The 14738-nt window shown below is 73.7% G+C and carries 10 protein-coding genes and 1 pseudogene; 4 read left to right on the top strand and 7 right to left on the bottom strand.

All coding sequences use genetic code 11. The features are described from left to right. From LG634_RS31630 to moeZ, 4 genes and pseudogenes are all read left to right on the top strand, one after another. A pseudogene (locus tag LG634_RS31630) lies at nucleotides 1-443 on the top strand (hypothetical protein); the annotation flags it as partial. A gap of 125 nt (nucleotides 444-568) precedes the next feature. Beyond that, nucleotides 569-1564 carry an NAD-dependent epimerase/dehydratase gene (locus LG634_RS31625; protein ID WP_226738908.1) on the top strand — a complete coding sequence of 332 codons (996 nt, stop codon included), beginning with the start codon at nucleotides 569-571 and terminating at the stop codon, nucleotides 1562-1564. Beyond that, nucleotides 1552-2319, top strand: a complete 768-nt coding sequence (locus LG634_RS31620; RefSeq protein ID WP_226738906.1) for a spherulation-specific family 4 protein — start codon at nucleotides 1552-1554, stop codon at nucleotides 2317-2319. The genes LG634_RS31625 and LG634_RS31620 overlap by 13 nt, the downstream gene beginning before the upstream one ends. A gap of 75 nt (nucleotides 2320-2394) precedes the next feature. Beyond that, nucleotides 2395-3573 (top strand): adenylyltransferase/sulfurtransferase MoeZ, encoded by a 1179-nt coding sequence (gene moeZ / locus LG634_RS31615; protein ID WP_226738904.1) that lies wholly within the window; start codon nucleotides 2395-2397, stop codon nucleotides 3571-3573. Nucleotides 3574-3651: 78 nt separating this feature from the next. Here moeZ and LG634_RS31610 read toward each other — a convergent pair whose 3' ends face one another. The 7 genes from LG634_RS31610 to LG634_RS31575 form a co-directional block, all read right to left on the bottom strand. Beyond that, nucleotides 3652-5181 (bottom strand): alpha/beta hydrolase, encoded by a 1530-nt coding sequence (locus LG634_RS31610; protein WP_226738902.1) that lies wholly within the window; start codon nucleotides 5179-5181, stop codon nucleotides 3652-3654. A 222-nt stretch (nucleotides 5182-5403) separates the two neighbouring features. Next, nucleotides 5404-6870, bottom strand: coding sequence for a protoporphyrinogen oxidase (hemG, locus tag LG634_RS31605; RefSeq protein WP_226738900.1), 1467 nt, complete (start codon nucleotides 6868-6870; stop codon nucleotides 5404-5406). Further along, complete coding sequence (locus tag LG634_RS31600; protein WP_264203852.1) at nucleotides 6852-8123, bottom strand: TIGR04053 family radical SAM/SPASM domain-containing protein; 1272 nt, start codon at nucleotides 8121-8123, stop codon at nucleotides 6852-6854. The genes hemG and LG634_RS31600 overlap by 19 nt, the downstream gene beginning before the upstream one ends. Next, the gene (narI, locus tag LG634_RS31590) at nucleotides 8120-8845 is read right to left on the bottom strand and encodes a respiratory nitrate reductase subunit gamma (RefSeq protein WP_226738897.1); all 726 of its coding nucleotides are present in this window, start codon (nucleotides 8843-8845) and stop codon (nucleotides 8120-8122) included. The genes LG634_RS31600 and narI overlap by 4 nt, the downstream gene beginning before the upstream one ends. Continuing rightward, a complete protein-coding gene (gene narJ, locus LG634_RS31585; RefSeq protein ID WP_226738914.1) occupies nucleotides 8845-9504 on the bottom strand; it encodes a nitrate reductase molybdenum cofactor assembly chaperone in 660 nt (219 codons plus the stop codon). The genes narI and narJ overlap by 1 nt, the downstream gene beginning before the upstream one ends. Nucleotides 9505-9518: 14 nt before the next feature. Further along, nucleotides 9519-11063 (bottom strand): nitrate reductase subunit beta, encoded by a 1545-nt coding sequence (gene narH / locus LG634_RS31580; protein ID WP_226738896.1) that lies wholly within the window; start codon nucleotides 11061-11063, stop codon nucleotides 9519-9521. Further along, nucleotides 11064-14723, bottom strand: a complete 3660-nt coding sequence (locus tag LG634_RS31575) for a nitrate reductase subunit alpha (protein ID WP_226738894.1) — start codon at nucleotides 14721-14723, stop codon at nucleotides 11064-11066. Between the last annotated feature and the right edge of the window lie 15 nt (nucleotides 14724-14738).

Genomic DNA, 14738 nt, shown 5'->3' with positions numbered 1-14738 from the left:
TCGGCTACGGCTGGTACACCGGCCCGGCCACCGCAGCCGCCCTCGCCCTGTCCGTCGCCGCGGCCACCGGCTGCGCCGCCCTGTTCGCCGCCGGCACCCGCCGGCGGCTCGCCGCCAGCCGGGCCCTCGACGACTTCGCCGCGGGCACCCGCCCGCTGTTCGCCGCCGTCACCGCGCTCTACGCCACCGCCCTCGTCGGCCTGCTCCTGCTCACCGGCGGCGTCCTCCCCACCGGACTCGCCCTCGGCTGCCTGCTCTTCCAGGCCCGGCTGCTCGCCGTACACGGCCGGGCCGCCGGACCCGCACTCGGCGCGGCCTGCGCCGCGGAAGCCGCCGCCGTCGCAGCCGGCCTGCCCGGCGCCGGACTGGCCGCCGCCGCCCTCGCCCTGCTCGTCCATGCCGGCGCGGCCCTGTCCCGCGCCTCCGCCCATTCCCGGGCCTGAGCCACCCGCCACCGGGCCGCGGAGCCGACGCCGCGGACCCACCCCACCACCCCTCTCACGAAGGAGAACAGCCAGATGACCGCCCAACCGACCGCCACGCCCCGTCGGCACCGAGGAGGCCAGCGATGAGGGTGCTGCTGATCGGAGCCAACGGATACCTCGGCCGCTACGTCGCCGACCGGCTCCTCGCCGACCCCGCCGTCCAGCTCACCGCGCTCGGCCGCGGCGACGACGCCGACGTCCGGTTCGACCTCGCCACCGGCAGCCCCGGGGCCCTCACCCGGTTCCTCGACGCCGTCCACCCGGGCGTCGTCGTCAACTGCGCCGGCACCACCCGCGGCGGAGCCCGCGAACTGACCCGCCACAACACCGTGGCCGTCGCCACCATCTGCGAGTCGCTGCGCCGCAGCGGCTGCGGCGCCCGGCTCGTCCAGCTCGGCTGCGCCGCTGAGTACGGGCCCAGCCAGCCCGGCTCCTCCACCGCCGAGGACGCCGTCCCCAGACCGGGCGGCCCGTACGGGGTCAGCAAACTCGCCGCCACCGAGCTGGTCCTCGGCTCCGGGCTCGACGCCGTCGTGCTGCGGGTGTTCTCCCCGGTCGGGCCCGGTACCCCGGCCGGCTCCCCGCTCGGCCGGCTCGCCGAGGCCATGCGCCGGGCCATGCAGTCCGGCGACAGCGAACTCAAGCTCGGCGGGCTCGGCGTCCAGCGCGACTTCGTCGACGTGCGCGACGTCGCCCGGGCCGTGCACGCCGCCTCGCTGTCCGCCGCCCAGGGCGTCGTCAACATCGGCACCGGCCGGGCCGTCCGGCTGCGCGACGCGGCCGCCGTGCTCGCCCGGGTCGCCGGCTACGGCGGCTCCCTCCACGAGGTCGACGCCCCCGCGCAGCACCCCGGCTACGGCAGCCGGCCCGGCCTCGCCGCCATCGGCGCCCCCCGCTCCGAGGCGACCTCCGACCAGATCGCCGCCGCCCTGCCGCCGTCGTACCCGTACCCCGACGGCTGCGGCGCCTGGCAGCAGGCCGACGTGCGCACCGCCCGCGACCGGCTCGGCTGGCGGCCGCGGATCAACCTGGAGGAGTCCCTCGCGGACATCTGGATGGAGGCCGCGTGTCGCATCTGACCAGCACCGGGGCCGCCCGCCCCGCCGCCACCGAGGCGGGCGGGCTGGGTGTCGGCGCCCCCGGCTACGCGCACCCGCTCGTCGCCCCCGTCGAATGGGCCGAGCTGAGCCGCCCCGGCACCCCGCTGCACTGGGCCGTGCTGAACGTCGCGGACGGCCCCGGCCAGCGCCCCGACCCGCACTGCACCGAAGCCGCCGGACGGCTCCGCGAGGCCGGCGGCACCGTCCTCGGTCATCTCGCCATGCGAGACGGCGAGCGGAGCTTCGGGGAGCTGGTCTCCGACGCCCACCGGTTCCGCGACTGGTACGGCGTCGACGGCTTCTACCTGGCCGCCGCGCCCGCCGGAGCCGCCGCGCTGGCCGCCGTACAGCGGCTCGTCCAGACGCTGCGGACGCTCGGCGGGCCCGCCTCGAAAGGAGTCCGGATCGTCCTCGGGCACGGCACCCACCCGTACCCCGGATACGTCGAACTCGCCGACCAGCTGGTCACGTTCGAAGGTTCCTGGGCGGACTACCGGTGGTCGCAGGTGGCCGAGTGGACGGCCGAGCACCCGCCCGAGAGGTTCTGCCACCTGGTCCACGGAGTGCCCCGCACCCACCTGGAGGAGGCGCTGCGGATCGCCCGCTGGCAAGGGGCCGGCACCATCTGGTTCACGGACCGCTCCGGACGCCCCGGCAGCGGGGACCCCTGGGCGGCCATGCCCGGCTACTGGGACGAAATCGTCTCGCGTATCGGACGGGGTGTCTCGGAATGAAGAGGGGCGTGGCAGTGTTACGGAAGAACAACCTTTGATTCTCCCCGTACCCGCGGGGATGACCCTGGAGTCCCCGTGTCGCTGCCACCCCTGGTCGAGCCGGCTGCCGAGCTCACCGTTGACGAGGTCCGTCGGTACTCCCGCCACCTGATCATCCCGGACGTCGGGATGGACGGGCAGAAGCGCCTGAAGAACGCCAAGGTGCTCGCCGTGGGTGCCGGCGGTCTCGGTTCGCCCGCCCTCATGTACCTCGCCGCCGCCGGTGTCGGCACCCTCGGCATCGTCGAGTTCGACGAGGTCGACGAGTCGAACCTGCAGCGCCAGATCATCCACAGCCAGTCCGACATCGGCCGCTCCAAGGCCGAGTCGGCGCGCGACTCCGTGCTGGGCATCAACCCGTACGTGAACGTGGTCCTTCACGAAGAGCGGCTCGAAGCCGAGAACGTGATGGAGATCTTCAGCCAGTACGACCTGATCGTCGACGGCACGGACAACTTCGCCACGCGCTACCTCGTCAACGACGCCTGCGTGCTGCTGAACAAGCCGTACGTGTGGGGCTCGATCTACCGCTTCGACGGCCAGGCCTCGGTGTTCTGGTCCGAGCACGGCCCCTGCTACCGCTGCCTCTACCCGGAGCCCCCGCCGCCGGGCATGGTCCCGTCCTGCGCCGAGGGCGGCGTGCTGGGCGTGCTCTGCGCGTCCATCGGATCCATCCAGGTCAACGAGGCCATCAAGCTGCTCGCGGGCATCGGCGAGCCGCTGGTCGGCCGCCTGATGATCTACGACGCCCTGGAGATGCAGTACCGCCAGGTCAAGGTCCGCAAGGACCCCGACTGCGCGGTCTGCGGCGAGAACCCGACCGTCACCGAGCTCATCGACTACGAGGCCTTCTGCGGCGTCGTGTCGGAGGAGGCCCAGGAGGCGGCGCTCGGCTCCACGATCACTCCCAAGCAGCTCAAGGAGTGGATCGACGCGGACGAGAAGATCGAGATCATCGACGTCCGGGAGAAGAACGAGTACGAGATCGTCTCGATCCCCGGCGCGAAGCTGATCCCCAAGGGCGAGTTCCTGATGGGCACCGCGCTCCAGGACCTGCCGCAGGACAGGAAGATCGTCCTGCACTGCAAGACGGGTGTCCGCAGTGCGGAAGTCCTCGCCGTGCTGAAGTCCGCCGGGTTCGCGGACGCGGTGCACGTCGGCGGCGGCGTGATCGGGTGGGTGCACCAGATCGAGCCGGAGAAGCCGGTCTACTAGGCCGCGCCGGATATCCGTACGGGAGGGCCCCCGGTCGCCGTGCTGCGGCCGGGGCCCTCCCGCGTGCGGGGCGGCCGGTCAGGTGCCGGGGCAGACCTGGCGGGCGGGCGGCACGGTGCCCTGGAGGAGGTAGGCGTCCACCGCCTTCTGCACGCACGGGTCGCCGCTGTTGTACGCGCCGTGGCCCTCGCCCTCGTACGTCAGCTCCACGCCCACGCCCGGGCCCAGCTTCTGCACCATCCGGCGGGCGCCCTCGTACGGGGTGGCCGGGTCGCCGGTGTTGCCGATCACCAGGATCGGGGCGGAGCCGGCCGCCGACACGTCGGGGGTCTGCCAGGCCCCGGCCACCGGCCACGAGCTGCAGCCCATCAGGCCCCAGCCGAGGAAGTCGCCGAAGACCGCCGAGGCCGCGCGGAACCGCGGCAGCCGCTCCTTGGTCTGTGCCAGGGTGAACCGCTCCTTGGAATCGGCGCAGTTGATCGCGGTGTTCGCGGCGTTCAGGTTGCTGTACGTGCCGTCCGGGTTGCGGCCGTTCATCGCGTCGGACAGGGCGAGCAGCAACTGGCCCTGACCGCCGTCGGCTTCGTCGAGGCCCTGCTCCAGCAGCGGCCAGTACTCCTTCGAATACAGCGCCTGCGCAATGCCGTTGGTGGCGGCGGTCTCGGTGAGCTTGCGGGTGCCGACCGCGATCGGCTTGCTGCGCAGCCGCTCCTGGAGCTCCACGATCCCCTGCTCGACCTCCTTGGCGGTGGCGCCCGGCAGCAGGCACTTCTCGCCGCGTTCGACGCAGTCCTGGGCGAAGTTGCCCAGCGCCAGCTGGAAGCCCTTGGCCTGACCGAGGGCGGACTGCTCCGCGGTCTTCGTCGGGTCCACGACCGCGTCGAACACCGCGCGGCCGACCTTGGCCGGGAACAAGTGGGCGTAGACGCCGCCGAGTTCGGTGCCGTACGAGATGCCGAAGTAGTGCAGCTTCTCGTCGCCGAGGGCGGCGCGGATCCGGTCGAGGTCGCGGGCGGCGTTCAGCGTGCCGACGTGGGGGAGGACGGTGCCGGAGTTCTTCTCGCAGGCGGCCGCGTAGCGGCGGATGCCGGCGGTGAAGGCCTGCTCCTCGGCGGGGCCCTCGGGGGAGGAGTCGGTCTGGTAGTAGGCGTCCAGCTCCTGGTCGCTCTCGCAGCGCACGGCGGCGCTGCGGCCGACGCCGCGGGGATCGAAGCTGACGAGGTCGTAGCGGGCGCGCAGCCGCTGGTAGTCCTTGGCGGCGCCGGGCAGGTTCGCCACGCCGGAGCCGCCGGGGCCGCCGAAGTTGTAGACGAGGGATCCGATGCGGTTCTTCTTGTCGAGGGCCTTCGCGCGGATCAGGGCCAGCTCGATGGTGTCGCCGTCGGGGTCGGCGTAGTCGAGCGGGACGTCGAGGGCCGCGCACTGCCATTCGGCGCCGGGGGGTTCGCCGATGCCTTCCGCGGCGGAGGGGGCCGGGCAGGAGTCCCAGGTGAGTTTCGGGGCCTTGGCGGCCTGGCCCTTGTCGTCGTCGCCGCAGCCCGTGGCCGCCACGGCCAGCAGGGCGGCGACGGTGGCGAGGGCGGTGGCGCGGCGTCCGGATCTCGTCATACGGCCCATCCTGTGCGGCGTCGCCCCTCCCTGCCCGCCAGGTGCCCCATGCGGGTGTCCGGGCCCGGCCTCAAAGCCCCGGGGCTCCGCCCCGGACCCCGCGCCTCAAACGCCGGCGGGGCTGGATTTGGCCCCGCAGGATCCAGCCCGCAGGCAGAGTCCGGCAGGGGCAGATCCGGCCCGTCCGGCGATTGGGGACCGGGGTTCGGGGCGGAGCCCCGGTCACATGGCGGGGCTCAGGGCCAGGGCGGCGGCCTGGCGGCCCGTCGCGACGCAGGCGGCGACGCCGACCCCGTCGTAGGCCGCCCCGCACAGGAAGAGCCCCGGCAGCTTCGTTACCGCGGCCCGGATGTCCGCCACCCGCTCCCGGTGGCCGATGCCGTACTGGGGAAGTCCGCGGTCCCAGCGGGAGACCCGCGCAGCCACCGGCTCGCCCAGCGGCCCCACCGCCCGGTGCAACTCGCCGACGGCCGTGCGGACCAGCTGCCGGTCCGGCCGGTCGAGGACGTCGTCACCGATCCGCCCGACCGACGCCCGCAGCACGAACAGGTCCGGGGCGGCGTCCCTCAGCCAGCCCCACTTGTTCGACAGGAACGAGGCCGCCTTCAGGACCCGCCCGTCCACCGGCGGCACGAGGAACCCGTTCCCCGCGGGCAGCGCGGGCGCCCGGTCCCGCGCGAAGGCCATGGTGATCACCGCCGTGGAGGCGTGCGGGATCCCCGCCAGCCCCTCCTCCGCCGCCGGCGAGTGCGGCCGCAGCAGCTCCGCCGCCGCATACGCCGGCACCGCGAGCACCACCGCGTCCGCCTCCATCGTCAGCGGCCCGTCCGCGGTCGTCGCCAGCACCCGCCACCGGCCCCCCGCCGTCCGCTCCAGCGCCCGGGCCGCCGTCCCGGTCAGCACCCGCGCCCGACTCGCCCGCGCCACCGCCTCCGGCAACCGCCCGGCACCTCCCACCACACCCTGCACGGCCACGGCCCGCCCCGGCACACGGCCCGAGCCCTGCACGCCCACGCCCCGCTCCGGCCCGCCTCCCGCGCCCGGTGCGCCCGCCGTCCGCCCCGCCCCACCGCCTGCGCCCTGCGCACCCCCGCCCCGCCGAAGGGCCGGCGCGAGCGCCCCGCCCCGTTCGGCCAGGGCCGCGATGCGCGGCATGACGGCCCGCAGCGACAGGGCGTCGGCGCGGCCCGCGTAGATGCCGCCGAGGAGGGGTTCGACCAGCCGGTCCACGGCCTCCCGGCCGAAGCGGGCCGAGAGGTGGGCGGCCACCGAGACGTCGCCGGTCAGCGGCGGGGCCGGCAGGTGGGGTTCGGCCGCCGCGCGGGCGGTGCCCTCCGGGGAGAGGATCCCGGTGGCGGCCAGGGCCGCGGGGTCGGTGGGGATGCCCATGACGTGCCCGGCCGGCAGCGGCCGCAGCGCGCCGCGGGTCCAGAGGGTCACCGGCGCCTGCGCCGGATCGCACAGCGAGCCGCCGAGCCCGACCGCCCGGGCCAGCTCCACCGCCTCGGGCCGCAGCGCCATCAGGGACTCGGCCCCCTCGTCCACGGCGACCCCGGCGATCGTGCCGGTCCGCAGCTTGCCGCCGGTCTTCGGCGCCCCCTCCAGGACCGTGACGTCCGCCGCGCCGCGCAGCTCCCACGCCGCGGCGAGCCCACTGATGCCGCCGCCGATCACGATGACTGAACGCATGATTCCGCTCTCTTGGAAGGATCGGTGCCCAGCAGCGCCCGCACCTCGTCCTGGTACGGGAAGCCGCCCGGCCGGTAGTCGCAGTACGGGTCCGGCGCCAGGACGTCCCCGGTCGCCGCGTACGCACGCGACCGCGAGCCCCCGCACACCGCCTTGAACTCGCACGCCCCGCACGCCCCCCGCAGCAGCCCCGGATCCCGCAGCCGCGTGAACAGCTCCGACTCCCGGTAGACCGCCGTCAGCGGCACGTCCTTCACGTTGCCCGCCGACACCGGCAGGAACCCGCTCGGATGCACCTCACCCGTGTGCGACACGAAGGCGAACCCGCGCCCCGCCGACACGTCCAGCGGAGGCCGCCGTACCGCACGCCGCTCCCCGTCGAACAGGCCCAGCCCGGCGGCCCGCCGCGACAGCAGCCGGTACAGCGGGCCCAGCGCCGGCCGCTCGCCCTTCGCGTCGAGCACAGCCCGCTGGAGGGCGACCCGCCGGAAGTGGTGGCCCTCGGTCGTCTTCACCGCCATCGCGGCCCCGCAGTCGTACAGGAAGTGCAGGACGTCCTCGGTCTCCGCCGCCGACAGCGCGCCCAGCCCGCCGCCGCGACCGGTCGGCACCAGCAGGAAGCCCGACCACAGCATCGCGCCCTCCCGCCGCACCAGCGCCGCGATGTCCGCGAGGTCCGTCAGGCTGTCCCGCGTCACTGTCGTGTTGATCTGCACCTTCAGGCCCAGCTCACGGGCCGCCCGCCAGCCGTCGAGGGTCCGGTCGAACACCCCCGGCATTCCGCGGAACGCGTCGTGCCGCCCGGCCGCCGAGCCGTCCAGCGACAGCGACACCGCCACTGCGCCGGCCTCCCGCACCGCCGCCAGGTTCGCCCGGGTCAGCGTCGGCGTACCGGACGGCGAGACCGCCACCCGCAGCCCCAGCCCGGTCCCGTACGCCACCAGCTCGCACAGGTCGGGCCGCTGGAACGGGTCCCCGCCCGTGATCACGAACAGCGGTGCCGGCCGCCCGAACGCGGCGACCCCGTCCATCACCCGACGCGCCTGCGCCCCGTCCAGCTCCCGCGGGTCGCGGGCCGGCTGCGCCGTGGCCCGGCAGTGCAGGCAGGCCAGCGGACAGGCCCGGGTCGCCTCCCAGATCACCAGGAACGGCCGCTCCGCCACCGCGTGCCGCGGCCGCCGCACCACCGCCCTACCCGCGCCCGCCGTCCTGCCCGCGCCCGCCGTCCTGCCCGCGCCCGCCGTCCGGCTCATGACACCCGCTCCCAGCCCCGCTTCGGCGGCCGGTTTGCCGTCAGGCGCGGGTCCCGCCGCCGGTAGACGACGTACGGCCGCACCAGGTACGCCAGCGGCGCCGAGAGCATGTGGACCAGCCGCGAGTACGGGATCAGCGCGAACAGCGTGAAGCCGAACAGGATGTGCAGCTTGAAGGCCAACGGGGCGCCCTGCATGAGCGCGTAGTCCGGCGACAGCGTGAACAGGCTGCGGAACCACGGGGAGATGCCCTCCCGGTAGTTGTAACCACCGTTCTGGCCCGTCGAGTTGAGGACGGTCGCCGTCAGCCCGAGCACGATCGCACCCAGCAGCACCGTGTACATCAGGTGGTCGCTGCGCAGCGTGGACCGGCGCACCGCGGGCACCCGCAGCCGCCGCCACAGCAGGATCCCGACGCCGGCCGCCGCCGCGGCCCCGGCGACCGCGCCGGTGGACACCGCCAGCAGGTGGTACGCGTGGTCGCCGAGCCCCACCGCGTCCGTCCAGCTCATCGGCACCAGCAGGCCCACCACGTGGCCGAGCACCACGAACAGCATCCCGAAGTGGAACAACGGCGACCCGATCCGCAGCAGCCGCGACTCGTGCAGCTGCGAGGAGTGCGTGGTCCAGCCGAACCGGTCGTACCGGCCCCGCCACACCGTCCCCGCGACCAGCAGGGCGACCGACACGTACGGCAGCACGCCGAACAGGAGGAGGTCCATTACGCCGGAGTCCTTTCCGCGAGGGACGGCCAGGGCAGGTCGGCGGGCGCGTCGATGCCGGGCCCGAACGGCTCCAGCGCCGTCCCGGCGCCCACCAGCTCCTGCGGCGGCCCGCTGCGCGCCAGTGCCCTCGCCGCTGCCTTCGTCTCGGGCGACGGCCCCGGCAGGGTCGCGCAGACCGCCGCCAGCACGGCCGCGTACGGGCTGCCCGCCTCGGCCAGCGCCAGCCGCAGCAGCTCCAGACCGGCCCGGTGCTCCTGCAGCAGCTCGGTCCCCGCGGCCTCCCGCAGCGCCGCGAACTCCAGCGCCGCCGGCAGGAAGTCCGGCAGCTCCTCGCCGGCGAACTCCAGCCCGAAGTCACGGTAGATCCGCTTCAGCCGCACCAGCGACAGGCCGCGCCGCCGGGTGTCCCCGTCGGTCCACCACGTCAGGTACAGGCAGCGCCGGTTGCGGGTGTCGAAGGTGTCCGTGTAGCGGGCGCACAGCGCGGCCGCCGAGTGCCGCTCCGCGTCGTCGAGGAACTCCCCGAGCAATGCGGCCGGTTCGGCGGTCGCCCCGGCGAGGGCCGCACGGAGCCGCGGGAGTTCGTCGTGGAAGCGGTCTCCCGGGTACTGGAGCACGCAGCCGGCCACCAGCCGCACCAGCGCATCGCCGCTCATCGGTTCCGAAGGGCTCACGAAGTCCTCCTGGCAGGGCTGAGGTTGAGCAGGACGCGCGAGCCGGGGCCGGCGGCGGCGTCCGCCACCGGGCAGCCCGCGTCCACGCCGTCCGCGGGAAGGGGATGGGAGCCGGCCAGCTCCTCGGCATCGGCGCGGGCCGCCGACGGGACGACGAACCGGTCCTCCTGCTTGGCGATCGCCAGCAGCCGGAACATGTCCTCCATCTCCGCCCCGGTCAGACCCACCGCCTTCGCGATGACCTCGTCGCGCTCCTCACCGAGGTTGATCCGCCGCATGTAGGCGCGCATCGCGGCCATCCGCCGCAGCACCGCCTCCACCGGGTACGCGTCGCCCGCGGTCAGGATCTCCGCCAGGTACTCGACGGGGATCCGCAGCGCGTCGATCGCCCCGAACAGGTTCCCCGCGTCCTCACCGTCCCGGCCGGTCGCCGCCACCGCGTCCACCACCGGCGACAGCGGCGGCACGTACCAGACCATCGGCATCGTCCGGTACTCCGGATGCAGCGGCAGCGCCACCTGGTACGTCGCGATCAGGTCGTAGACGGGGGAGCGCCGGGCCGCGTCGAGCCACTCCTCGGTCAGCCCCGCCGCCCGGGCCGCGGCCGCCACCTGCGGGTCGTGCGGATCCAGGAAGCACTCCAGCTGCGCCGGGTACAGGTCGTGCTCGTCCTCGACGGACGCCGCCTCCGCCACCTTGTCCGCGTCGTACAGCATCACCCCCAGGTACCGCATCCGGCCCACACACGTCTCCGAGCACACCGTCGGCATCCCGACCTCGATCCGCGGGAAGCAGAACGTGCACTTCTCGGCCTTGCCGGTGGCGTGGTTGAAGTAGACCTTCTTGTACGGGCAGCCGGTGACGCACATCCGCCAGCCCCGGCACCGGTCCTGGTCCACCAGGACGATGCCGTCCTCCTCCCGCTTGTACATCGCACCCGACGGGCACGACGACACGCACGCCGGGTTCAGGCAGTGCTCGCACAGCCGCGGCAGGTAGAACATGAAGCTCTGCTCGAACTCGAACCGGATCCGCTCGCCCACCTTGTCCCGGATCCGCTCCACCACCGGGTCCTTCGGCGCGTGCTCGGGCCCGCCGCCCAGGTTGTCGTCCCAGTTCGGGCCCCAGGTGACGGTGTCCATCGGCTCGCCCGTGAGCTGCGAGACCGGCCGGGCCGTCGGCAGGTCCTCGCCGGCCGGGGCCTCCGTCAGGTTCTTGTAGTCGTACGTCCACGGCTGGTAGTAGTCGGAGATCTCCGGCAGGTCCGGGTTGGCGAACAGCTTGCCCAGCTTCGCCAGGCGGCCGCCGGCCCGCAGCCGCAGCCGGCCCGACCGGGTCCGCTCCCAGCCGCCCTTCCACCGCTCCTGGTCCTCCCAGCGGCGCGGATAGCCCTGCCCGGGCAGCGTCTCCACGTTGTTGAACCACACGTACTCGGTGCCCTGCCGGTTGGTCCACGCCTGCTTGCAGGTGACCGAACAGGTGTGACAGCCGATGCACTTGTCGAGGTTCATGACCATCGCGACCTGTGCCATGACGCGCATCTAGAACTCCACCTTCTGGTCGCGGCGGCGGATCACCGTCACCTCGTCGCGCTGGTTTCCCGTCGGGCCCAGGTAGTTGAACGCCCACGTCAACTGGGCGTAGCCGCCGACGAGATGGGTGGGCTTGAGCATCACGCGGGTCAGCGAGTTGTGGATGCCGCCGCGGCGCCCCGTCTTCTCCGTCTTCGGCACGCCGACCGTGCGCTCCTGCGCGTGGTTCATGTAGACCGTGCCGGGCGGCATCTTGTGCGAGACGATCGCGCGGGCGGTGACCACGCCGTTGCGGTTGACCGCCTCGATCCAGTCGTTGTCGCGGACCCCGATGGCCTCGGCGTCCTGCGGTGACATCCACACCGTCTGCCCGCCGCGGCCCAGCGTCATCATGTACAGGTTGTCCTGGTACTGGCTGTGGATCGCCCACTTGTTGTGCGGGGTGAGGTAGCGCACCGCCACCGTCTTCCCCTCGACCCGCCCGACCTCGGGCTCCCCGTACAGCCGGTGCATGTCCAGCGGCGGCTTGAACACCGGCAGGCCCTCGCCGACCTCGTGCAGCCAGTCGTGGTCCAGGAAGAAGTGCTGCCGGCCGGTGAGCGTGTGCCAGGGCTTGAGGTGCTCGGTGTTCACCGTGAACGCCGTGTACCGGCGGCCGCCCGCCTCCGATCCCGACCACTCCGGCGAGGTGATCACCGGCACCGGCCGGGCCTGGGTGTCCGCGAACGAGATCCGCTTGCCCTCGGCCTCCGCCGCCAGATGGGCCATGTGCGTGCCGGTCTTCTTCTCCAGCGTCTCGAAGCCCTGCACCGCCAGTCGGCCGTTGCTGGTGCCCGACAGCGACAGGATCGCCTCGCAGGCCCGCTGCGCCGTGTCCAGCCGCGGCCGGCCGGCCGCCACCCCGGTGCGGACCGTACCGTTCTTCGCCCCCAGGTACGCGACCTCCTCGGCCACGTCGTACGTGATGGCCTTCGTCGTCACGCCCAGCCGGTCCACCAGGGGTCCGAGTGCGGCGAACTTCTCGCCGACGGCCCCGTAGTCCCGCTCGACGACCGCCAGGTCGTACATCGTCCGGCCCGGCACCGGCGCGCACTCGCCCTTGGACCAGTCCAGCGCCACCCCGCCCGGCTGCGCCATCTCGCCGCCCGGCGTGTCGTGCTGGAGGGCGGTGGCCACCAGGTCGCGGCGCACCCCCAGGTGCTCCCGGGCCAGCTCGCCGAACCGGCGGGCCAGTCCGAGGAACGCGTCGTAGTCGGAGCGGGCCTGCCACGGCGGGTCCACCGCCGGGGTGAAGGCGTGCAGGAACGGGTGCATGTCCGTCGAGGACAGGTCGTGCTTCTCGTACCAGGTCGCCGCCGGCAGCACCACGTCCGACAGCAGCGTCGTCGACGTCATCCGGAAGTCCATCGACATCAGCAGGTCGAGCTTCCCCTCGACGTCCGCCTCCCGGTACACCACGTCCTTCGGGCTGCAACGGGGCCCGCCCTCGGGCAGGTTGGAGTGCGTGCCCAGAAGGTGCTTGAGGAAGTACTCGTTGCCCTTCGAGCTCGATCCCAGCAGGTTCGCCCGCCATACGTTCAGCACCCGCGGCCAGTTGCCCGGCGCGTCCGGGTCCTCTCCCGCGAACCGCAGCGTGCCCGCTTGGAGTTCGCGCACCGCATCGGCCACCGGGTCCTCGGACGCGCCGAGTTCCAGCGGATTGCGGTCGAACGTCGGGTACGAGGGCATCCAGCCCATCCGCGCCGACGCGGCCAGGCAGTCCGCACCCGACATCCCCGCGAACGCGCCCGTCGCCAGCGGCGAGGCCAGCGCCTGCGCGGGCAGCGAGTCGTACCGCCACTGCCCGGTGTGCAGGTAGAACCAGGCCGCGCCGATCATCTGGCGGGGCGGCCGGGACCAGTCGGAGGCCGCCGCCAGGGTGGCCCAGCCGGTCACCGGACGGCACTTCTCCTGGCCGACGTAGTGGCCCCAGCCGCCGCCGTTGCGGCCCTGGCAGCCGGTGAGCGTCAGCAGCGCCAGGAAAGCCCGGTAGATCGTCTCGGAATGGAACCAGTGGTTGGTGCCCGCGCCCATCAGGATCATGCAGCGGCCCTGCGACTCCTCGGCCGTCCGCGCGAACTCCCGCGCCACCCGCACCGCCTGGGCCGCGGGCACCGAGGTCAGCGACTCCTGCCAGCCGGGCGTGCCGGGCTGCGAGGCGTCCTCGTACGACTGCGGCCAGCTGCCGGGCAGGCCCGGGCGGCCCACCCCGTACTGGGCGAGCATCAGGTCGAGCACCGTGGTGACCAGGCGGCCGCCGAGGCGGCGGACCGGGACGCCGCGGACCACCGTGCCGGCCTCGTCCTCCTCGAAGCGGGGCAGGACGACCTCTGCGGTGGTGCCGCCGTCCTCGCCGTACAGGGTCAGGCGGGGCACGGTGCCGCCGAGGTCGAGGTTCCAGTCCGGGGTGTCGCCGGAGCCCCAGCGGTGCCCGAGGGTGCCGTTCGGCACCACCGGGGCGCCGGTCGCGTCGTCGACCAGGACCGTCTTCCACTGCGCGTTCTCGGTGTCCTGCCCGAGATCGGCGGCCGTGACGAACTTGCCCGGCACCAGGCCGTGTTCGGTCTCCGTCAGCGACACCAGGAACGGCAGGTCGGTGTAGCGGCGCACGTAGTCCGCGAAGAACGGGGTCTCCCGCTCGACGAAGAACTCCTTCAGGACGACGTGCCCCATGGCCAGCGCCAGCGCGCCGTCCGTGCCCGGGTGCGGGTGCATCCACTCGTCGGCGAACTTGGTGTTGTCCGCGTAGTCGGGGGAGACCGCGACCACCTTCTGGCCGCGGTAGCGGGCCTCCGCCATCCAGTGCGCGTCCGGGGTGCGGGTGACGGGGACGTTCGAGCCCCACATCATCAGGTACGCCGCGTCCCACCAGTCGCCGGACTCCGGCACGTCGGTCTGGTCGCCGAACACCTGCGGAGAGGCCACCGGCAGGTCCGCGTACCAGTCGTAGAAGCTGAGCATCGGGGCGCCGATCAGCGAGTGGAAGCGGGCGCCGGCCGCGTGCGAGGCCATCGACATCGCGGGGATCGGCGAGAAGCCGGCGACCCGGTCCGGGCCGTGCTCGCGGATCGTGTGCACGTGCGCCGCCGCGACGATCTCCAGCGCCTCGTCCCAACTCGCGCGCACGAGACCGCCCTTGCCGCGGGACTGCTGGTAGCGGCGGCGCCGGCCGGGGTCGCGCTGGATGTCCGCCCACGCCTCGACCGGGTCCTTCAGCCGCTTCTTCGCCTCGCGGTACATCTCCAGCAGGGTGCCGCGGACGTACGGGTAGCGGACCCGGGTGGGGGAGTAGCTGTACCAGGAGAACGACGCGCCGCGGGGGCAGCCGCGCGGCTCGTACTCGGGGCGGTCCGGGCCCACCGACGGGTAGTCGGTGGCCTGGGTCTCCCAGGTGATGATCCCGTCCTTCACGTACACCTTCCACCGGCACGAGCCGGTGCAGTTCACGCCGTGCGTGGAGTGCACGACCTTGTCGTGGCTCCAGCGGTCCCGGTAGAACGCCTCGGCCTCCCGGCCGCCTGTCCGGTGGACCGTGCGCAGGTCCCCGGAGACCTCGGCGCGGGTGAAGAAGCTCCCGGCCCTGACCAGTGAATCGGCGGCCCCCCGGGGGCCGCCCTGATGCTCCTGCAAAGCGACCTCCAGGCC

It is taken from the genome of Streptomyces bambusae, from assembly GCF_020532645.1.
GTDB classification, from domain to species: Bacteria; Actinomycetota; Actinomycetes; order Streptomycetales; family Streptomycetaceae; genus Streptomyces; species Streptomyces bambusae.
Note: the sequence above shows the minus strand (reverse complement) of the source record. Positions and strands in the feature narration are given on the sequence as shown.

What these genes read in the sequence shown, in the direction of transcription:
- LG634_RS31610 (WP_226738902.1), bottom strand. Translation starts at nt 5,181, where the DNA reads ATGACGAGATCCGGACGCCGCGCCACCGCCCTCGCCACCGTCGCCGCC.
- LG634_RS31625 (WP_226738908.1), top strand. Translation starts at nt 569, where the DNA reads ATGAGGGTGCTGCTGATCGGAGCCAACGGATACCTCGGCCGCTACGTC.
- LG634_RS31600 (WP_264203852.1), bottom strand. Translation starts at nt 8,123, where the DNA reads ATGAGCCGGACGGCGGGCGCGGGCAGGACGGCGGGCGCGGGCAGGACG.
- narH (WP_226738896.1), bottom strand. Translation starts at nt 11,063, where the DNA reads ATGCGCGTCATGGCACAGGTCGCGATGGTCATGAACCTCGACAAGTGC.
- narI (WP_226738897.1), bottom strand. Translation starts at nt 8,845, where the DNA reads ATGGACCTCCTCCTGTTCGGCGTGCTGCCGTACGTGTCGGTCGCCCTG.
- narJ (WP_226738914.1), bottom strand. Translation starts at nt 9,504, where the DNA reads ATGAGCGGCGATGCGCTGGTGCGGCTGGTGGCCGGCTGCGTGCTCCAG.
- hemG (WP_226738900.1), bottom strand. Translation starts at nt 6,870, where the DNA reads ATGCGTTCAGTCATCGTGATCGGCGGCGGCATCAGTGGGCTCGCCGCG.